The organism is Streptomyces drozdowiczii, assembly GCF_026167665.1.
GTDB classification, from domain to species: Bacteria; Actinomycetota; Actinomycetes; order Streptomycetales; family Streptomycetaceae; genus Streptomyces; species Streptomyces drozdowiczii_A.
The window spans coordinates 6,210,192-6,229,992 of sequence record NZ_CP098740.1; the positions used below are offsets into that span (position 1 = coordinate 6,210,192).

Sequence of the window (19,801 nt, forward strand, 5' to 3'; positions counted from 1 at the left end):
GCACGCCCTCGGCGCGCAACACCGGGGGCAGCCCGCTCCCGGGTCCCGCGCGCCACGGCGCCGTAGGGACGACTCAGGTCCGGCCGGTGACCGGCTCCGGCCCGGTGTCCGCCTCCTCCGGTGCATCGGGGGCGGCCGGTGCGGGTCCGGGCCTCCCGGGCAGCAGCAGCCCCGCGGCGAAGACCACGACGGCCGCGGCCACCGGCCACCAGAAGGCGTCGGAGAAGGAGTCGGCGGTAGGGGCCGCGTGGGAGCCGCCGCCCTGGAGGATGAGGGCGACGACGGCGATGCCGAGCGAGGCGCCGATCTGGTTGAGGATGAAGACCGCGCCCGTGGCACCGGCGACCGACTCGCCCGGAACCGTCTTGTAGACCGAGCCCATCGTGGGCGCGCCCACCAGGCCCATGCCGAAGCCGGCGGCGAACTGCGCGGCGGTCAGGGCGGCCTGGGAGGTGCCGGAGCCCGAGCCGGTGAAGACCAGGGCGCCGGCGCCGATCAGCAGCGCACCGGTCGGGACGAGCCGCCGGGCCCCCACCTTGTCCGCGAGGCTGCCCGCGACCGGCATCCCGATGAGCGTGCCGAGGCCCAGCGGGGCGAGCAGCAGCCCGGACTCCAGGACGGTGTGGCCGCGCACCTGCTGGTAGTACAGCGGCAGCAGGAACAGCAGCGAGAACAGCCCGCCGCCGAGCAGGAACATCGTGGTCACACTGGCGCTGAACCCCTTGCCGCCGAACAGCCGGAGGTCCAGCAGCGGCGTCACCGGGGTGCGCAGCGCGTGCACGGTGTACGCGACGAACAGGGCGGCGCCCACCGCGAGCGCGATGATCACCGTCGTACTGCCGAAGCCGTCGCCGCCCGCCCGGGAGAGCGCGAACACGATCGCGGCGAATCCGGGGGAGAGCAGCGCGACGCCCAGCGCGTCGAACGGGACGGGGTCCCCGCCCCGCGGCGGGTCGGCCGGCAGCACCCGGACCGCCAGGACGATCGCGGCCAGCGCGAAGGGGACGTTGACCAGGAACATCCACTCCCAGGAGAAGTGGTCCAGCAGCAGCCCGCCGACCACCGGGCCGATCACCGGGCCCAGCGTGATCGGTACGGAGACCAGGCCCATGACCCGGCCGATCCTGGCGGGTCCCGCGGCGCCCGCCACCACCGTCATCATGACTGGGTCGACCATGCCGCCGCCGAAGCCCTGGACGACGCGGAAGGCGATCAGGCTCTCCGCGTTCGAGGCGAAGGCGCAGAGCGTCGAGCCGAGCAGGAACACCGAGAGGCCGAGCAGCCACATGCGCTTGGCACCGAACCGGACCACGGCCCAGCCGGCCAGCGGAATCGCCAGCGCGACCGCGAGCAGATAGCCGGTGGTGACCCACTCGATGGTGGCCAGCGTCGCGTGGAACTCCCCGCCCAGCGTGCTGATCCCGACATTGACGATCGTCGCGTCCAGGTACGACATCATCCCGCCGAGCACCATGACACCGACGAGCGTGAGCAGAGCGGCATCGAGCCGGGCGGGCTCGCTCCCCCCTGGCTTCAGTACAGGCACGGCAACTCCTTTGAACCAGCTCAGTCAGTAAATTTAACTGGGTAGTTAAATCAGGTGGCTGGCACCGTAGCATGGGCGCATGAGCGTTGGCGAGAAGGAAGAGACGGGCGGGCGCCCGGCGGACCGCGGGCGCCTCGACAAGCGCCGGGCGATCGTGGAGGCGGCCCTGCGGGTCTTCGCGCAGGTCGGATACGCCCAGGCGAGCCTGGATGTGATCGCCGCCGAGGCCGGGGTCTCCAAGCCGACGATCTACAACCACCTCGGCTCGAAGGAGAAGCTCTTCCGGTACGTCCTGACGGAGACGGCGGCCCGGTCCAACGCCAAGACCCTGGACGTCCTCACCGACTTCCCCACCGACCCGGACCGGCTGCGCCCCGCGCTCGAGGACCTGGCCGCCAAGCTGGTCGACTGCTACTGCGACGAGCAGTCCGAGGCCGTGCGCCGGCTGCTGTACGCGGAGGCCGTGCGCTTCCCGGACCTCTTCGACGCGGTACGGGCCAGCGGGCCCAACCAGTTCACCGAGGCGCTCGCGGGCCGCCTCGCCCGGCTGGCCAACGCCGGTCACCTGCGGGTCGAGGACCCGGTCAGGGCGGCCAACCAGTTCATCGCGCTGGTCTACGACGAGCTGCCGGGGATGAGCGCGCTCGGCACCCGCCCCCTCGACCCGGCGGAGGTCGCCGAGGTCGTCAGGGCGGGGGTCGACACCTTCCTGCGCGCCTTCGGCACCCACAAGGAAGCCCCCGACGCGCCGGGGGCGGCGGCGTCGGGGGCTTCGGGCGGGGTCAGCGGCTGAGCGGTCCCCGCGCCGGAGCCGCGGACAGGGACACGGCAAGCTCCGAGACGGCCGGCAGATGGTCGTTCAGGAAGAAGTGCCCGCCCGTCAGGACCCGCATCGCGAAGGGGCCCGTGGTCGTCTCGCGCCACGGCCCCACATCGTCCGGCGCCACCTCCGGGTCACCGTCCCCGGTGAGGGCGACGACCGGGCACGACAGGAGGCCCCCGCCCGGCACGTACCCCGCGACGGCCGCGTAGTCGGCGCGCAACGCCGGCAGGATCACGTCGAGCAGTTCCGGATGGGCCAGCACGGCCGGGTCCGTACCGCCGAGCTCGCGGACCCGGGCGAGCAGCGCCTCGTCCGTCTCCGGCCGGCCGGATCCCAGGCACGAGGGGGCCCGCCGACCGGACACCATCAGCGCCGCCACCTCCTGTCCCGGGACGCCGGACAGCCGCAGCGCCACCTCGTGGGCGAGCGAGGCGCCCATGCTGTGCCCGAGGAGGACACGCGGCCCGGCCGGGGCCGGGCCGGCCGCCAGGGCCTCGGCGATCAGGTCGGCGAGCCGGTGCAGATCGTCGAGGGGCTCCTCCCGGTAGCGGTCCTGCCGGCCCGGGTACTGCACGGCACGCACGTCCAGCGCGTGCCGCACGGCTTCGGACAGCGGGCGCCAGAACCCGGCCGCGCCGCCCGCGTGCGGGAAGCACACCAGCTCGGCGCGGGCGTCCGTGGGGTGGTAGCGGCGCAGCCACGTCTCCGGACGCGCGCCCGCCCCCCGGCCGGCCTCTTCGGTCTCTTGCTTGTGCATGGATCGCCTTCGGTTCTCACATCTGGTGTGCGGGGTCAGCGGCGCCGGGCGCCCGGCGCGGGCACCAGGCGGACCGCCGTGTTCAGGACATGGTCGATCGCGTCGCGCGAGGGGTGCTCCGTGAGGTTGGTGAGCAGCCGGGCCAGGGTGTTGAGCAGGGCCGGCGAGCCCATCACGTACCGGTTCAGCACCGGCTGGAAGCCCGACCGGCTGAAGATCAGATCGGCGGCCGTGTTGCCGAGCCGGTAGTAGCGGCCCCAGCGCCGGTTCATCTCGGCCGGGTAGTGGCACAGCGCCCGCTCCCGCCGCGGTCCCGGCGGCAGCGCCAGCGCGAGGGCCGTCGTCTCGGCGGCGACCTCGCCCGCCTCCATCGCCTGCCCGATGCCCTCGCCGTTCCACGGGCTGACCATGCCCCGGAGTCACCCACGAGCAGGAGCCCCCGGGTGTACAGGGGGTGGCGGTTGAAGCCGAGCGGCAGGGCGGCGCTGCGCACGGGCCCCTCCGCGTTCTCCTCCCGCAGCCCCCACTCCTCGGGCGTACGGGCGAGCCACCGGTCCAGCGTGGCCCGCAGGTCCGCGCTGCCGTGCCGGCGGTGGGGGAGCGCGCCCAGGCCGACGTTGACCCGGCCGTCCCCCATCGGGAAGATCCAGCCGTACCCGGGCAGGTAGGCGTCGCTCCCGGGGAAGCGGAGGTCGGCCCACAGCTCCAGGAAGTCCTCCCGCGAACGCTCCGGGCTGCGGTAGTAGCGCCGGGCGGCCGTCGCGATCTGCCGCTTGGCGTCCCGCTCGAGGCCCATGGCCAGTGCGATCCGGGCCGAGGCCCCGTCGGCGGCGATCACAACCGGGGCCCGGTGCACCACCGTGCCCGCGCCGGACACCGCCGACACCCCGGTGATCCGGCCCGCCCGGTCGGTCACCGGCTCCTTCACCTTCACCCCGGTACGCAGCCGGGCCCCGGCCGCCACGGCGTGCCGGGCCAGGATGTCGTCGAAGTCGTGCCGGCTGCGGGTGAGCCCGAAATCCGGGAAGCCGCCCAGCGCCGGCCAGTCGATCTCCACCTGCCGGGGACCGGCCACCCAGCGCATCCCCCGCGACCGGGTCCAGCCGGGGGCCTGGATGTCGACGCCCATGCGGATCAGCTGGTGCACCGCGCGCGGGGTCAGCCCGTCCCCGCACACCTTCTCGCGCGGGAAGCGGGACTTCTCCAGGAGCAGCACATCGACCCCGGCCCTCGCGAGGTGGTAGGCGGCGGACGAACCGGCCGGGCCCGCGCCGACCACGATGACCTGCGCCTCCTCGGCCGCGCCGTGAGCGGTCTCCTCGTCCGACGGCGACTGCTCTGCACGCGAATCCCGCATGGGGCTCCTCTCCTCGCTCGGCACCGCCGCCGGGACGACGGCCCTGTACACCGACATCCTGCCGGTTTCCCGGGCCCCGGGGCGGGTGATCGAAAAAGGGGTGCCCGGCCCCGGGCCGTTCACACCCGGAGCGCCCGCCGCTCAGTCCGGGGGCCTGCGGCCCGCGTCGGCGAGCAGCCGCTCGATGCGGTCGAAGCGCTCGTGCAGCAGCCGCTCCGTGTCGTCCCGCATCCGGCGCGCGGCGTGCTCGGCCTCGGCGGCCAGCCGGTGACGGCGCCGCTGCTCGTGCCCGACGAACCAGGTCGCCAGCGCGGCCGTGACCATCCCGTACGTCGTGATGCCGACACCCATCACGACGGCGGCCACGACCCGCCCCCACAGCGTCACCGGGAAGAGATCCCCGTAACCGACGGTCGTCGCGGTCTCCACCGACCACCACAGCCCCGCGGATACGAGGTGATCGTGGCGTCCGGCGCGTGCCGCTCGGCCAGGACCACCAGCCACGATCCGGCCAGCATGGTCACGGCGAGCAGCACCGTCGCCCAGCCCGCCGCCTTCAGATGCAGCGAGCGGTTCTCCCGGCCGAGCAGCAGCTCGACCGCCTTGGTCAGGAATACAGGCACCATTTCCGGATCATCGGGCGCCGGTGGCGGTCCCGGCGCCCGGGCACGCGCCCGCCGCCCGCGCGTCACCCGATCGCGCCCGGCCCGGCCCGCCGGGGAAGGCGGACCCGTGCCGCACGCCGATCGCCCTGCGACAATCCGTGTTAAACCTGGATATGTGGGTGGCACAGGTCGGTTCCGGGCGAAATTCCACCGCTCCGCCCGGCGTCCGCAGCGACACGAGGGCGGCCGCCCGGGGGGCGACGCGCCCGCGCCCGCCGAGCCGCCGGGTCGGCGCGGCGCCCCGGGCCGCGGCCTGCGCTCCCTGTTCGGCGTCCGCACCGTCGCCGGACAGTTCTTCGTCCTCATGCTCGGCATCGTCGTCCTGCTCGACGCCGCCGCCGTCGTCGCCCTCGTCGTACAGGGCCGGCGCGACAGCATGAGCGCGGCGCGCGCCCAGGCGCTGAGCGTCGCGGAGACCTTCGCCCACGCCCCGGGCGTGGCGGCGGCGCTCGACAGCAAGGACCCCACCGCCGTCCTCCAGCCGCGCGCCGAGGAGATCCGGCAGAGCACCGGCGTCGAATACGTCGTGGTGGCCGGCGACAACGGCATCCGGTACACGCACCGGGACATTGCGCTCATCGGCAAGAAGATCCCGGGCCCCTACAAGGAAGCGCTCGAAGGAGACGCCGTCACCCGCACCGTCGAGGCCAGCCGGGGCAGATCGGTCGCCTCCGCGGTGCCCGTCGAACGCCGGGACGGATCAGTGGCCGGTCTGGTCGCCGTGGGCATCAAGGTCGAGGCCGTGAACAGGCTGGCGTATCCGAGCGTCCCGCTCACCATCGGTGCCGGGGTCACCGCCCTCGCCCTCACCACGGTCGGCGCCGCCCTGGTCAGCCGCCGGCTCAGCCGCCAGACGCGCGGCCTCGGCCCGGCCGAGATGACTCGGATGTACGAACACCACGACGCCGTCCTGCACGCCGTGCGCGAGGGCGTCCTCATCATCGGCGCCGACCACCGGCTGCTGCTCGCCAACGACGAGGCCCGGCGGCTGCTCGACCTCCCGCCCGACGCCGAGGGCCGCGCGGTCACCGACATCGGGCTCGCGTCCGGCACCGCGGAGCTGCTGGCCTCCGGGCAGGTCGCCACGGACGAGCTGCGGCCCGCCGGGGACCGGCTGCTCGCCGTCAACCTCCGCCCCACCGAGGAGCGCGGCGGCCAGCCCGGCATGGTCGCCACCCTCCGCGACACCACCGAACTGCGGGCCCTCACCGGCCGCGCGGAGACCGTACGCGAGCGGCTGACGCTCCTCTACCGAGCGGGCGCCCTGATCGGGACCACCCTCGACGTCACCACCACCGCCCAGGAACTCGCGGACGTCGCCGTCCCCGGATTCGCCGACGGCGTGACGGTCGACCTCGCCGACGCCGTCCTGCGCGGCGGGGAGCCGACACCGCCCACCGGCGACACCCTGGAGCTCCGCCGCACCGCCGTCCGCAGCGCCGCCGATGACCACCCGCTCCTCCCGCCCGGCCACGTCATCGGCTACCGGCCGACCACCGCCGAGGGCCTGGGCACCGGCGTCGGGCACACCTGGATCGTCTCCGACCTGGCCGCCTCCCGGCCGTGGCGCGACACTGATCCGGAACAGGCCGACCGTGTCCTGCGATACGGCTACCACTCACTCCTCTCCGTCCCGCTGCGCGCCCGGGGCGTCATCCTCGGCGTCGCCAACTTCTGGCGCGGGCACCACGAGGACCCCTTCGACCTGGACGACCTCTCCTTCGCCGAGGAACTGGTGGCCCGGGCCGCGGTCAGCGTCGACAACGCCCGCCGCTACACCCGCGAGCACGAGATGGCCGTCACGCTCCAGCGCAGCCTCCTGCCGCGCGGCCTGCCCGAGCAGAACGCCCTTGACGTCGCCTACCGCTATCTGCCGGCGCAGGCGGGCGTGGGCGGCGACTGGTTCGACGTGATCCCGCTCTCCGGCGCCCGGGTCGCCCTCGTCGTCGGCGACGTCGTCGGGCACGGGCTGCACGCGGCGGCCACCATGGGCCGGCTGCGCACGACGGTCCTCAACTTCTCCACGCTCGACCTGGCGCCCGACGAACTCCTCGGCCACCTGGACGAACTGGTGGTCAGGATGGACCAGGACGAGGAGTCGGGCGGCGCCGCGATCACCGGTGCCACCTGCCTGTACGCGATCTACGACGCCGTGTCCGGCCGCTGCACGGTCGCCAGGGCCGGCCACCCCGGACCCGCGCTGGTGCTGCCCGACGGCACGGTCAGCTTCCCGGAGATCCCGGCCGGACTGCCCCTCGGGATCGGCGGCATGCCCTTCGAGATGACCGAGCTGGACGTCCCCGAGGGCAGCCGCCTCGTCCTGTACACGGACGGCCTGGTGGAGCGCCGGGACCGGGACATCGACGACGGCATGGAGCTGCTGCGCCGCTCACTCGCCGACCGCGACCGCACCCCCGAGGAGACCTGCGACGACGTGCTGGAGGCCATGCTGCCCAGCCGCCCCGGCGACGACGTCGCCCTGCTGGTCGCCCGGACCCGCACCCTGGATCCGTCCCGGCGCGTCGAGTGGGACGTGCCCCCGGACCCCGCCGCGGTCGCCGGAATCCGTAAGCAGGCCATGCGCTGGCTCTCCGACCGGGGCCTGGACGAGGAGGGCTTCGTCACCGAACTCATCCTGAGCGAGCTGGTCACCAACGCCATCCGCTACGGCTCCGAGCCCATCACGGTCCGGCTGCTGTACGACAGGGCCCTGACCTGCGAGGTGTCGGACTGCAGCAGCACCTCCCCGCATCTGCGCTACGCCACCACGACGGACGAGGGCGGCCGGGGCCTCTTCCTCGTCGCCCAGTTCGCGGAGCGCTGGGGCGCCAGGTACACCGACCGGGGCAAGGTCATCTGGTCCGAGCAGACCGTCGGCGGCCCTCCGCCGGCCGGTCTGCTGTAGACGACGTGCCGGACGACGGACGCGGGGCCCGGCGGACTGCCGGGCCCCGCGCCGCTTCACCTCGGGTGCCTCATGTCCTGTGCGCCCCCGTCAGGGGTAGGACACCACGTTTGACGGCACGGTCGAGGTCCCGGAGGTCGGCGAACCCGTGTCGTTGATGACGTGGTTGTACTGGCCCTGGCCGCCGAGCGAGACGACGAGCAGGTCGTGGAACTTCACGCCCGCCTTGACCGGGGCCTCGAAGCCGTGGTCCTGGCGGATGCTCGGGTCGACGTTGAAGTAGCAGTAGCTCCCCAGCCCCAGCCCTCGTGGGTGTTGACCGAGTCGTCCACCTTGTAGGCGGCGTAGCCCTTGATGTTGCCGTTCTGCACGGCCGCCTGGTTGGGGGCGTCGTATGCCTTCTCGTTCTGGAAGAAGATCGTCTTGCCGTTCTCGCCGGACCAGCGGACGTCGTACTTGTTGAAGTGCTCGACGAAGAGCCCGGTGGCCAGGACGTTGTCGCCGTTGACCTGGAGGCCGTAGTCGGAGCGGTTGGTCTCCCAGCCGATGCCCTCGCCGTGGTCGGCGCGCCACAGCCAGGTGTGGTCGATGATCGTGTCGTTGCTGTTGATCACCATGCCCGTGGTCGCCTTGCCGGCGCCCGCGCCGCCGACCCGGACGAACACGTCCTGGACGCTGGTCGGGTTGGCCGCGTGGCTCGCGGAGGCGTTGTCGGGGCCGACCTGCACGAGGACCTGGGAGTTCTGCGGACCGGCGTCGACCAGGAGCCCGGCCAGCTTCACGCCGTCCACGTCACCGACCTTGAGGGCGGTGACCCCGTTGTCCGGGATGATCGTGGCGAGGCCGAGGCCCAGCACGACGGTGTTGGCGCGGTCGATGTTGATCGTCTGGTTGACGTGGTAGATGCCGGGCGTGAACAGCAGGTGCAGGCCCTGCTGGACGGCCGCGTTGATGGTGGCGGCGGTGGCCCCCGGCTTGACGACGTAGAACTGGCTCAGCGGGATCGACTCGCCCTGCGGCGTGCCGTTCCAGGAGACGCCGCGCGCGTTGGTGCGCTTGGCGGGGACGAACACCTTGTAGTTGTTGCCGTCCAGGTAGAGGAACGGCTTCTCGCGGGAGACCGGGGTGTTCTGGAGGGTGGTGTACGGGGGGTTGGGGAAGCTCTGCGCGGGCGCGCCCTCGACGCCGGAGAACGTCATGTTCCAGACGCCGTTGCCCCAGCTGCCGATGGAGCTGTCACGGGTGTACCACTGCTGCTGCGAGTACGGGCCGACCTGCCCGTCGATCTTGCTGTCGGCGATGTACCCGCCGCTCGCCCAGCCGTACCCGTTCGGGGCGAGGTTGAGGCCGCCCTTGACGTGCATCCGGCGGAACGGCGCGGCCTGGGACACGGCCCAGCGGTCGGTGCCGTTGACCGGGTTCAGCGCCAGGTTCTCGGCCGAACGCCAGAAGTTCTGGGTGGCGTTGCCGTTGAACCAGCCCGCGTCCACGGTGACGTCACCGTTGAACGTGGTGTCGTCGGGCTTGAGACCGAGACCGGCGATCGAGGTGTAGAAACCGATCTGCGCGTTGATGTTGTTGTACGTGCCCGGCTTGAAGAGCAGCGCGTAGCGGCCGTTGCCGAACTGTGCCGACTCCTGCTGGTGGAAGATCTCGTCCACCTTGGCCTGGATGCCCGGCGTCGACGGGTCGAAGACCAGGACGTTCGGGCCGAGGTCACCGCCGCCCGGGAGCTGCGGGCCACCGTCTCCGCCGGTGGTGCCGAACACCTGGAACTCCCAGAGCGAGTAGCCGTATCCGGTGGCGCGGGCGGTACCGGTCAGCCGCACGTAGCGGGCGGTGCCCGAGACGTTCAGCGTCTCGTTGCCGCCGGGGCCCGTGGTGGTCGAGTAGGCGGTGCTCCAGGTGTTGTTGTCCGTGGAGAACTCGATCTTGTAGCTCTTGGCGTAGGCGGCCTCCCACCGCAGCGCGATCTGGCTGACCGAGGCGGAGGCGCCGAGGTCGACCTTGATCCACTGCGGGTCGGAGAACGCGCTCGACCAGCGGGTGCCGTTGTCGCCGTCGACGGCGGCGGTGGCGGGGGTGCCGGCGCTCTCCTGGCTGGACGTGGTCACCGTCTTGCCCTGCGAGAGCAGGGTGGGGGCCGCGCTGGCCGAGGTGGAGGGCACGAAGGCGAGGAGCGAGACGACGAGACCGGCGACGGCGGCCAGTACGCCGGTCCGTCTTCTTCCGGTCGAAGATGCGGGTCTGCGGAGCGAGGGGGTCCATACATGGGGGCTTGTCTCCTGAGTCGCGGAACGGGTGCACGACACGAAGCCGGAGAGCGCTCTCTCCGGCGAGGGGGATACTTCACCCCCGGCTCACGACACGTCAATAGGTGTGCAGTGACTGCTTGTTCGGGTGGCCTTGCGGACAACAGTTGACGACGGAAAGCTCACGAGTGTCCGTGTTGCGGCCATCTTGACAGCGCCCACCGCAAGGGAACTGACGAGGCGTCGGTTCAGGTGATGACGGAGCGCGTACGGGGAGTGGGTGAGGCTGCGCTGATCGTTGCCACCGCAATCGTCACGCGCGCCCGGCGCACGCGCGGACCCCTCCGCCGCCCACGCCCACGCCAGTTACCGGACATGTTGTTCCCGCCCCGGGGACAGCGGGCCCGGCCCCTCGCTATCCTCCGGGGCATGAGCCGTGAGCGTGGCGCGAGAAGCACCGCTGACCAGGCACGACGAGGCCCGGGGTGACCGAGATGACGGGCCCCGCGCCGGCGGACGCCCGGAGTGCCGAGGCATGGCGGGCGTTCGGCGCCCGGCTCCGTCTCCGGCGCAGGCGGGCCGGTCTCACCCAGGCCCAGGTGGGCGCCCGGGTCGGCTACGACCACACCGCCATCAGCAAACTCGAACACGGCAGCCGCCGCACCCCGCTTCGGCTGGCCCGCCGCCTGGACCAGCTGCTGAGCGCCGAGGGCGACCTCGTCGCCGCCTGCGAGGAGGCCGAGGAGCGGGAGCGGGCCGAGGTGCTGCCGGTCGCCCCCGGGCCGCTGCCCGATCCGGTCCGGCAGGGCCCGCTCCCCGGCGAACCCGCGGGCGCCGAGCTGTCGGCGATGCTCCCGCCGGGGACCGTCCTGCCCGGGCGGCTGCCCGCGTACGGCCTCGTCTGCCCGCTGCACGGGCGCGACGGCTGCGTGGTCCCCGCGCTCCCGGACGTCGTCGCCCTGCACGCGCGGTTCTGCGCCCTGGGGCCCGACGCCGCCGGCCACCCCGCCCTGGACACCGAAACGGTGCACGCCCTGACCGCGCTGCTCGCCGTCTGCCTGCGTGCCGACGAGGAGCGCGCCTGGCCCGGGGCCACCGCCGTGGTCGAGCGCACCCTGCACGCGATGCTCCGCTGGATGGCGCTCCCGGCCGCCCCGTACCAACGCCAACTCGCGCCCCTGGCAGCCGAGTACGCGCAGTCGGCGGGGTGCCTCAGGCTGCTGTGGGGCCGCAACGGGACGGCGATGGCCTGGCTGGACCGGTCCCTGGTGTGGGCGGCCGTGTCCGGCCATGTCGGCGTGCGGGTCGCGGCGCTCAGCGACATGAGCACCCTCGCCCGGCTCGAGGGCGACGGGCCCTCGGCCCTCGCGTACGGCGAAGCCATCCACGCGGCCGCGGCGGGCCGGCCCTGGGCGGGGGCCATGAGCGATCTGTACCAGGCGCGCGGCCACGCGGTGCGCGGTGACGCGGGCCGCACCCTGCACCACATCGCCCGGGCCTGGTCGCAGATGGACCTGGCCGATGAGGGGGACGAGGCGGAGGCGCCCTGGCTCTCCGTCGCCTCCGTGCGCCTGCGGGTGGAGTCGGGTGCGGCGGGCGCCCTGCGCGACCTCGCCGCCGCGACGGGGGAGCGCCGGTACGCGCTGCGGGCCCTGGACGCGGTCGGCAGCGCGATCCGGCTGCTGCCGCCGGGCCTGCACTCGGCCCGCAGACTGTTCCTGGCCCGCGCGGCGGACGCCTACGTCTGCGCGGGCGAACCCGCAGCCGCCTCGGCGGTGGCGGGACCGGTCCTGGACAGCACCGAGGTGCACCCGGCGACCCTGCTCGGCCAGGAGCTGCGCGGACTCCACGGACGGCTGACCGGCCGCGCCGACGGGCGCGCGGAGACCGAGGACTTCGTCCGCAGACTGGCCGCCGTCGTCCACTGAGCACGGACGACGGCAGGGGGCGGGACGTGTGGACCACGCCCCGCCCCCGTGTACGCGCCGGTGGATCAGCTCACGTCGAGGGCGACATCGTCCACGACGAAGCTGGTCTGCAAGTAGGCGTCCTCCTTACTGGTGAAGCCCAGCGTCACGGTCTGCCCGGCCGCCGACGCGACGTCGAAGGTCTTCAGCACATAGCCGTTGGTGGCGTCGAGATTCGAGTACGTGGCCAGCGTCCGGGACCCCAGCTTCACGGTGAACGTGTCGTACGCGTTCCCGTCGGGCGTCTCGGCGGTGTCGGTGCGCAGGTAGAACGACAGCCGGTACGTCGAGCAGCCGGCCGGAACGGTCAGCGACTGGGTGGCGGTGTCGCTGTGGGTGCTGCCCCAGCCGCCGAACCACGCCTGGTACGAGCCGCTGTGCGCGGGCTTCTCGGAGGTCCGGTTGTTGATGACACCGTCGGTCTGGGTCCAGGGCGAAGTCCCGTTCTCGAAGCCGCCGTTGGCCACCACCTGCCGGGGCTGGCAGCTGCCGCCGCCACCGACCACCAGCGAGTACGTGGTGGTGTGGGTGGCCGTGCCGGTGCCGGTCACGGTGAGCGTGTACGTACCCGCCGCGGCCTGGGCGCTCGCGGAGACCGTCATGGTGGCCGACGAGCCCGACTGCACGGAGGCGGGCGAGAAGGAGACGGTGACACCGCTCGGCGCACCGGACGCCGTCAGCCGCACGCTCTGCGCGGAGCCGCCGGTGGTGGCCGTGGACACGGTCGCGGTGACCGAGGAGCCGGGCTGGACGCTGCCCGAGACCGGGTTCACCGAGACGGAGAAGTCGTCGGCCGGCGCGGTGGAGCCGACCGCCGTCTTCCACAGCGTGTACGCGACCCCGTCGGCGCTGCGGTCGAGGGCGGTGGCGTTGATGTTGGAGGTGGTGTCGCAGGACTGGTGGTAGCACGGGTCGTACGAACGGCCTGCCGTGCCGCCCCACTTGGCCGCCTGCGCCGAGGTCTTGGTGTCACTGGCACCGGTGGCGTAGCCGGAGGTGGCGATCCCGCCCTGCTGGAAGGAGTAGTCGTCGGAGCGGCCCTGGCCCTCCACGTTCTCCTCCGGGGCGAGCCCGAGCGAGGTCCAGTACTCCTTCATCGGCGCCGAGGCGGCCGAGTTGAGGTTGTTGATGAAGTAGCCGCCGTTGACCGAGGCGACCATGTCGAAGTTGTAGTACGCGGTGATGGCGCTGCGCTGCGCCGAACTCAGCTGGCTGACGTAGTACTTGGAGCCCTGGAGCCCCTGCTCCTCGCCGTTCCACCAGGCGAACCGGACGTGCTTGGTCATGGTGGGGTTCTGCTGGGCCAGGGCGAGCGCGTTCTCCAGCAGGGTCGCCGAGCCGGAGCCGTTGTCGTTGATACCGGGCCCGGCGGAGACGCTGTCCAGGTGGGCGCCGAACATCACGGTGCTGCCGGAGGGCCCGCCCGGCCAGTCCGCGATGAGGTTCTTGCCGGTGTAGGTGCAGGTGGCGCAGGTCTGCTCGGTGACGGTGTAACCGGCCGCCTGGAGCTTGCCCTTCACATAGGCGAGCGAGGCGTTGTACCCGCTGCTGCCGGCCCGCCGGTTGCCGCCGTTCTGCGAGGCGAGGGTGTTGAACTGGGTGAGGTGGGCCTGCACATTGGCGACGCTGATGTCGGGCGCGGTGCCGCCGGGGTTGCCGCCGCCGTCGTTGACGGTCAGCGTGTACTGGGCGGTGTGCTCCTGGGTGCCCGCGCCCTTCACGGTGAAGGTGTACGCGCCGGGGGCGGCGGCCGAGGTGGTCGACACGTTCATCGTGGACGTGGCGCCGGACTGCACCGAGGACGGGCTGAAGGAGACGTTCACGCCGGCGGGCAGGCCGCTCGCGGAGAGGTTCACCGTCTGGGCGCCGCCGGACGAGATCGTCGTACGGACGGTGGACGTCACCGAGCTGCCGGGCTTCACCGAGCCGGAGGCCGGGTCCAGGGACAGCGAGAAGTCGTTGTTGCCGCTCGGCGAGCAGGTCGGGTCGCCGCTCTGGGCGGGCACGCTGACCGCGTCCCACGCCGCCTTCGTGCGGTTGTACAGCGTGCAGGTGGCGTCGAGGTTCTTGGCCGCGGTGAGGGTGGTCGTGCGGTAGCGCTTGTACGTCATGCCGCTGGTCTTCAGGAGCATGCCGCCGTAGAACACCTTGCCGGCGCTCTGGATGCCCACGCCGGTCACCGAGGAGTTGTTGCAGGTGGGGCTGGAGGGCTTGCCGCCACCGGGGCTGGAGCCCTCGGCGAGCAGATAGAACCAGTGGTTGAGGGGCCCGGCCGCCGCGTGCTCCTCGGTGCTGGGTATGGAGGAGCTGTAGCAGTTCGGGTCGCCGATCTGGCCGGGGTTGTACATGATCCGGATCGGCCCGTTGCCGACGAGGTTGATCTTCTCGCCTACGGTGTAGTCCGGGTCGTCGTACGGGGCCAGCTCGTTGGTGTACGCCTCGGTCAGCGCGCCCATGATGTCACCGGTGGCCTCGCCGAGCCCGGACTCGTTGTTGGCGCCGCCCGGGGTGTACTGGTCGATGCCGTGGCCGAACTCGTGGCCCACGACGTCCATCGCGCCGATCCACTGGTTGGCCTGGTTGTGGCCGATGGAGACGGTGGAGCCGTCCCAGTACGCGTTGACGTCGTTGAGGCCGACCTTGACCGGCCAGCTACGCCCGTTGCCGTCGTGGCCGTTGCGCCCGAGCCAGTCGCGCAGCATGTCCCACTCGTGCTGGGCCGCCCACATGACGTCGACGCAGCCGGTCTCCTTGCTGGACGCGTTGCCGGTGCCCCAGGAGTCGGTGGACTTGGTGAACACACCGCCGGTGCTGTAGTCGGCACAGCTGAGGCCGGGGCGGTTCGGGTCGCGGAGCGAGTAACTGCTACCCGACGACGTGGTGTTGATGGTGAGCGGGTTGGGGCCGTTCCACTGGCTGTTGCCGGTGCCGGCCCGGACGTCGTCGTAGCTGTCGATGACGGCGCCGGTGCCCGCGTCCACGAAGACGTGCAGCCGGCTCGGCGCCTTCGCGGTCCGGCCGGTGAGCACGGTCTCCCAGGCGAGCCGGGAGCGCTTGCCGGTGGCCCGTACGACCAGCCGGTGGCTCTCGACCTCGTCCACCGTGCGCAGTCGCTTGCGGGAGGCGGCCTCGGCGGCCTTCGCGGAGACGGTCGCGGTGGTGGGCACGTTGATGCGCCGCGACACCGCCGACTGAGAACCGCGCACCCGGCCCTTGGAGTCGGCCACCACGACCGCGTCCCCGCCGACCACGGGCAGGCCGCGGTAGGTGCGCTCGTACGCGACGGAGTAGAGGCCGTTGATCCACGGGGTGACCATCCGGCGCTCGTAGCGCTCCTCCGGCCCCTTGGCCAGGGTGTCGAGCCCGCTGGCCGCGGCCTTGTCGGCGGCCGAGACGGCGGTGGTGAGCGCCTTGGGGGCGGGCGGCGGTGCGGGGTCCGCCGAGGCGGACGGGCCGCTGACGGCGACCAGCATCCCGGCGAGGACGGCCAGGGTCGTCCCGGCCGTCATCGGTCTGCGTTTCATCGAGGCTCCTCGTGGTGTCCGTGAACGAGCGACCGAACACTCACATGTGGTCATGACCCCGTCAACGAACTGCGAGCGCCCGCAGGGGAGTTGGCAAGTCTCGTCAAGTCGGGCGGACGCGCCACGGAAGCGCACGCGAAAGAAAGGGGATGGACAGGCGGGGAGGCGGAAGTTATTCTGCACTCTCACCAGAACGGCGATCTACACGCAACTGTCGAAGCGAGCATATCACTGAATCGGCAAGCGCACAAGCACTTCTGGCCCTCCTTCACGCAGACCCGTTTCACGCGGACCCTTCTCCTCGCTCGAACCCACAAGGAAGGCACACGCCTTGACCTCGCACTCCCTCAGCGCAGCGGCAGCCGGCACCTGGCGGCTCGGTGATCTGACCGTCAACCGGATGGGCTTCGGCGCCATGCGGCTGACCCAGAACGGCCGGGCGTTCAGCGACGACCGCACCCCGCACGACCGTGACCGTGCCGTCGCGGTGCTGCGCCGCGCCGTCGAGCTGGGCGTGAACCACATCGACACGGCCGCCTTCTACTTCTCGCCCCTGCGCTCCGCCAACGAGCTGATCAACCGGGCGCTCGGCCCCTACCCGGACGACCTGGTCATCACCACCAAGGTGGGCCCGGGCCGCGGCCCCTCGGGCGACTGGCTCGACTGGGCCCGCCCCGAGCAGCTGCGCGGCCAGGTGCAGGAGAACATCCGTCAGCTCGGCCGCGACCACCTCGACGTCGTCAACCTCCGGATGAACGGCAACCGTCCGGTCTCCGACCTCTTCGGCGCCCTGGCCGAACTGCGCGAGGAAGGGCTCATCCGCCACCTGGGCCTCTCCAACGTCTGGCCGGAGCAGATCACCGAGGCCCGGGCCATCGCCCCCGTCGTCTGCGTCCAGAACCGCTACGGCATCGGCGAGCGGCGCGCCGACTCCCAGGAGGTCCTGCGCCTGTGCGGTGAACTGGGCATCGCCTTCGTCCCCTTCTTCGCCATCGCGGGCGCCGGCCGCGAGTCCGGGGCCGTCCCGGAGCACGAGGAGGTGCTCGACGTGGCCCGCGCCCACGACGCGTCGCCCGCCCAGATCCGGCTGGCGTGGACCCTCCGGCAGGGCCCGCACGTCCTGGCCATCCCGGGCACCGGCAACCCGGCCCACCTGGAGGCCAATGTGGCGGCGGGCGCCCTGCGGCTGACCGATGAGGAGACGGCCCGCCTCACCGCGCTCGGCCGGGCCACCGGGGCGGACGTAGCATGATCCCCATGGAACAGCGCGAACTGGGCAGGACCGGACGTAACGTATCGGTCATCGGACAGGGCACCTGGCAACTCGGCGGGGACTGGGGCGAGGTCCGCGAGGAGGACGCCCTCGGGGTGCTCGACGCGGCCGTCGAATCCGGGGTGACCTTCTTCGACACGGCGGACGTCTACGGGGACGGCCGCAGCGAACAGCTCATCGGCCGCTATCTGAAGGAGCGGCCCGACGCCGGGGTGTTCGTCGCGACGAAGATGGGCCGCCGCGTCGACCAGGTGCCGGAGAACTACACCCTGGACAACTTCCGCGCCTGGAACGACCGTTCCCGCGCCAATCTGGGCGTCGACACCCTCGACCTCGTCCAGCTGCACTGCCCGCCCACCGCCGTCTACTCCTCCGACGAGGTGTACGACGCGCTGGACACCCTCGTCGACGAGCAGCGGATCGCGGCCTACGCGGTCAGCGTCGAGACGTGCGCCGAGGCGCTGGCGGCCATCGCCCGGCCGGGCGTCGCGAGCGTCCAGATCATCCTGAACCCGTTCCGCCTCAAGCCGCTGGACGAGGTCCTGCCGGCGGCGCGCGCGGCCGGGGTGGGCATCGTCGCCCGGGTGCCGCTGGCCTCCGGTCTGCTCTCGGGCAAGTACACCGCGGACACCGTCTTCGCGCCCGAGGACCACCGCACGTTCAACCGGCACGGCGAGCAGTTCGACCAGGGCGAGACCTTCTCCGGTGTCGACTACGGCACCGGTGTGGCCGCCGCCGCCGAGTTCGCCGCCCTCGCCCCCGAGGGCGCGACCCCGGCGCAGACGGCGCTGCGCTGGATCATCCAGCAGCCGGGCGTCACCAGCGTCATCCCCGGCGCGCGTTCGACGGAGCAGGCGCGGGCCAACGCGGCCGCCGCCGGACTCGACCCGCTCCCGGAGAGCACGCTGGACGCGGTGCGCGACCTCTACGACCGGCGGTTCCGCGCGACGGTCCACGGCCGCTGGTAGTCACCGCCCGGAGAACAGGCTCATCCCCAGGAACACGGCCACCAGAAAGGCGATCGCCCCCGCGATGGCACTCGCCACCCGGGGCCGGCGCCGGATCGCCTCACCGGCGGTCCGGCGCCGGGCCTTCCCGGGCCTGGCGGCCGCACGGCGCCCGTGTCCCTGTGCGGGGGCCGGCGCGGGCCCTGCCGGTGCCTGCGGGAGTCGGTACGTCGTCGGCGCACCGGGATCCGCCCCGGGCAGCGGGGCGGGCACGGCGGGGAAGGGCGCGGGGGCGGGCGCCGGGTGGTGCGGGGGCAGCGGTTCCGGGCGGCCCCGCCAGGCGTCGCCGTGGAACCAGTCGGCGACCTGCTGGGCGGTGGGCCGGTCCTCCGGCTGCTTGGCGAGCAGACCGAGCAGATACGTGTCGAAGGCGGCGGGGACGTCCACGCCGCGCTGCCGCAGCGGCACCGGAGGTGTGTCCACATGCTGGTACAGGGTGGCCGTCGCGGTGTCCGAACGGAACGGCGGTTCACCGAGCAGCAGTTGGTAGACCACGCAGCCGAGCGAGTACATGTCGGAGGCGGCGTCGGCGGTGCGGCCGAGCGCCCGCTCCGGGGCGAGGTAGAGGCTCGTACCGACGATGTGGCCCGTCGTCGTCAGCGCGGCGGACGGGTCGTCCACGAACTGCGCGATGCCGAAGTCCCCGATCTTGACGGTGCCTTCGCCGTCCAGCATGAGGTTTCCGGGCTTGATGTCGCGGTGGACGATGCCCTGCCGGTGCGCGGCGGCCAGTCCGGCGGCGGCCTGTCCGGCGATGCGGGCGGCCTGTTCGGGGCCGAGCCGTTCCTGGGCCAGCAGCAGATCCGCCAGGCTGCGGCCCTCGACCAGCTCCATCACGAGGAAGAGCCGGTTCTCCCAGGCCCCGAAGTCGAAGACGGCCACCAGGTGAGGGTGGCTCAGGCGGGCGGCGGTCTGCGCCTCCAGACGGAACCGCGCGGTGGCCGACTCGTCGGCGTGCTCCCCGAGGAGCAGCTTCACGGCGACGGCCCTGCCGAGGACTTCGTCGGTGGCCCGCCAGACCTCACCCATCCCGCCCCGGCCGATGGCGGATATCAGCCGGTACCGACCAGCAACCAGCACCTGTGCACACCAATCTCGATGGCTCGGGCCCAGGGCCTGGCCGAGGACCGCTTCGACTGCCGCGGCGACGGCCTCGCCGGGGCGAGAGCGGGGTGGGGGGAGCGCGGCAAGATCAGGATATCCGGCGCGCGGACCCCGTACGACCGGCCCTCCTCAACGGGCGGTGCCGCCCAGCGATTCGACCAGGGGAAGCAGCCGGTGCGGCACGCGTTCGCGCAGCGCGACCTCGGTCCGGGTCCTGACCACGCCGGGCAGCCGGATGAGCCGCTGGATGACGTCCTCCAGGTGGCCGTTGTCCCGGGCGACCACCCGGGTCAGCAGATCGCCGCCGCCCGTGGTCGAGAACGCCTCGATGATCTCGGGCACGGCGGCGAGCGCGTCTCCGACCTCGTCCAGATGGCCCTGGGTCACTTCCAGGTGCACGAAGGCGAGGACCGGGTGGCCGAGCGCGGCGGGGGAGAGGAAGGGGCCGCTCCCGGTGATCACACCGTCCCGCTCCAGCCGGTCGATGCGCGCCTGGAGGGTGCCCCGGGCGATGGACAGGATGCGTGCGTACTCGCGCACGCTCGTCTGCGGCTGCTCGATGAGCAGCCGCAGGATACGGGTGTCGAGCGCGTCCACCGCCATGCTTCGCCGGCCTCTTTC

The 19,801-nt window shown here is 72.6% G+C and carries 10 protein-coding genes and 3 pseudogenes; 5 read left to right on the forward strand and 8 right to left on the reverse strand.

Annotation, left to right across the window (positions count from 1 at the left end):
• Positions 1 to 73: 73 nt before the first annotated feature.
• A complete protein-coding gene (locus NEH16_RS28250; protein WP_265545756.1) occupies positions 74 to 1,546 on the reverse strand; it encodes a DHA2 family efflux MFS transporter permease subunit in 1,473 nt (490 codons plus the stop codon).
• Positions 1,547 to 1,625: 79 nt separating this feature from the next.
• Between NEH16_RS28250 and NEH16_RS28255 the strand changes: the two genes are divergently transcribed.
• A complete protein-coding gene (locus tag NEH16_RS28255) occupies positions 1,626 to 2,339 on the forward strand; it encodes a TetR/AcrR family transcriptional regulator (RefSeq protein WP_265545758.1) in 714 nt (237 codons plus the stop codon).
• On the opposite strand, the gene NEH16_RS28260 is transcribed toward NEH16_RS28255, so the two are convergent.
• The 3 genes and pseudogenes from NEH16_RS28260 to NEH16_RS28270 all read right to left on the reverse strand — a co-directional run bounded on the left by NEH16_RS28260 (position 2,329) and on the right by NEH16_RS28270 (position 5,109).
• The gene (locus tag NEH16_RS28260) at positions 2,329 to 3,126 is read right to left on the reverse strand and encodes a thioesterase II family protein (RefSeq protein WP_265545759.1); all 798 of its coding nucleotides are present in this window, start codon (positions 3,124 to 3,126) and stop codon (positions 2,329 to 2,331) included. The two genes, NEH16_RS28255 and NEH16_RS28260, sit on opposite strands and share 11 nt — an antisense overlap.
• Before the next feature lie 35 nt (positions 3,127 to 3,161).
• Positions 3,162 to 4,483 (reverse strand): annotated as a pseudogene (locus NEH16_RS28265) (geranylgeranyl reductase family protein).
• Between the two features lie 141 nt (positions 4,484 to 4,624).
• Positions 4,625 to 5,109: pseudogene (locus NEH16_RS28270) on the reverse strand (potassium channel family protein).
• 343 nt (positions 5,110 to 5,452) lie between these two features.
• Here NEH16_RS28270 and NEH16_RS28275 point away from each other — a divergent pair.
• The gene (locus NEH16_RS28275) at positions 5,453 to 8,053 is read left to right on the forward strand and encodes a SpoIIE family protein phosphatase (RefSeq protein WP_265547415.1); all 2,601 of its coding nucleotides are present in this window, start codon (positions 5,453 to 5,455) and stop codon (positions 8,051 to 8,053) included.
• A gap of 90 nt (positions 8,054 to 8,143) precedes the next feature.
• Here NEH16_RS28275 and NEH16_RS28280 read toward each other — a convergent pair.
• Positions 8,144 to 10,263, reverse strand: a pseudogene (locus NEH16_RS28280) (discoidin domain-containing protein).
• Positions 10,264 to 10,799: 536 nt separating this feature from the next.
• On the opposite strand from NEH16_RS28280, the gene NEH16_RS28285 reads away from it, so the two are divergent.
• Positions 10,800 to 12,233 carry a helix-turn-helix domain-containing protein gene (locus NEH16_RS28285; protein WP_265547416.1) on the forward strand — a complete coding sequence of 478 codons (1,434 nt, stop codon included), beginning with the start codon at positions 10,800 to 10,802 and terminating at the stop codon, positions 12,231 to 12,233.
• Positions 12,234 to 12,298: 65 nt separating this feature from the next.
• Here the strand turns inward: NEH16_RS28285 and NEH16_RS28290 are convergent, their stop codons facing one another.
• The gene (locus NEH16_RS28290; RefSeq protein WP_265547417.1) at positions 12,299 to 15,781 is read right to left on the reverse strand and encodes a M28 family peptidase; all 3,483 of its coding nucleotides are present in this window, start codon (positions 15,779 to 15,781) and stop codon (positions 12,299 to 12,301) included.
• Between the two features lie 346 nt (positions 15,782 to 16,127).
• On the opposite strand from NEH16_RS28290, the gene NEH16_RS28295 reads away from it, so the two are divergent.
• Both NEH16_RS28295 and NEH16_RS28300 read left to right on the forward strand, forming a co-directional pair.
• Positions 16,128 to 17,048, forward strand: coding sequence for an aldo/keto reductase (locus NEH16_RS28295; RefSeq protein WP_265545761.1), 921 nt, complete (start codon positions 16,128 to 16,130; stop codon positions 17,046 to 17,048).
• A complete protein-coding gene (locus NEH16_RS28300; protein WP_073968833.1) occupies positions 17,045 to 18,037 on the forward strand; it encodes an aldo/keto reductase in 993 nt (330 codons plus the stop codon). Before NEH16_RS28295 ends, NEH16_RS28300 begins: the two co-directional genes overlap by 4 nt.
• Here the strand turns inward: NEH16_RS28300 and NEH16_RS28305 are convergent, their stop codons facing one another.
• Together NEH16_RS28305 and NEH16_RS28310 are read right to left on the reverse strand one after the other, a co-directional pair.
• On the reverse strand, positions 18,038 to 19,105 hold the full coding sequence (locus NEH16_RS28305) for a serine/threonine-protein kinase (protein ID WP_265547418.1): 1,068 nt from the start codon (positions 19,103 to 19,105) through the stop codon (positions 18,038 to 18,040).
• Positions 19,106 to 19,309: 204 nt separating this feature from the next.
• Entirely contained in the window at positions 19,310 to 19,783 is a 474-nt protein-coding gene (locus NEH16_RS28310) for an Lrp/AsnC family transcriptional regulator (protein ID WP_018106209.1), read from the reverse strand.
• Between the last annotated feature and the right edge of the window lie 18 nt (positions 19,784 to 19,801).

Excerpts from the sequence above, each read along its gene's own strand:
- NEH16_RS28310 (WP_018106209.1), bottom strand. The coding sequence starts at position 19,783 with ATGGCGGTGGACGCGCTCGACACCCGTATCCTGCGGCTGCTCATCGAG.
- NEH16_RS28305 (WP_265547418.1), bottom strand. The coding sequence starts at position 19,105 with ATGGGTGAGGTCTGGCGGGCCACCGACGAAGTCCTCGGCAGGGCCGTC.
- NEH16_RS28285 (WP_265547416.1), top strand. The coding sequence starts at position 10,800 with ATGACGGGCCCCGCGCCGGCGGACGCCCGGAGTGCCGAGGCATGGCGG.
- NEH16_RS28260 (WP_265545759.1), bottom strand. The coding sequence starts at position 3,126 with ATGCACAAGCAAGAGACCGAAGAGGCCGGCCGGGGGGCGGGCGCGCGT.
- NEH16_RS28300 (WP_073968833.1), top strand. The coding sequence starts at position 17,045 with ATGATCCCCATGGAACAGCGCGAACTGGGCAGGACCGGACGTAACGTA.
- NEH16_RS28290 (WP_265547417.1), bottom strand. The coding sequence starts at position 15,781 with ATGACGGCCGGGACGACCCTGGCCGTCCTCGCCGGGATGCTGGTCGCC.
- NEH16_RS28275 (WP_265547415.1), top strand. The coding sequence starts at position 5,453 with ATGCTCGGCATCGTCGTCCTGCTCGACGCCGCCGCCGTCGTCGCCCTC.
- NEH16_RS28255 (WP_265545758.1), top strand. The coding sequence starts at position 1,626 with ATGAGCGTTGGCGAGAAGGAAGAGACGGGCGGGCGCCCGGCGGACCGC.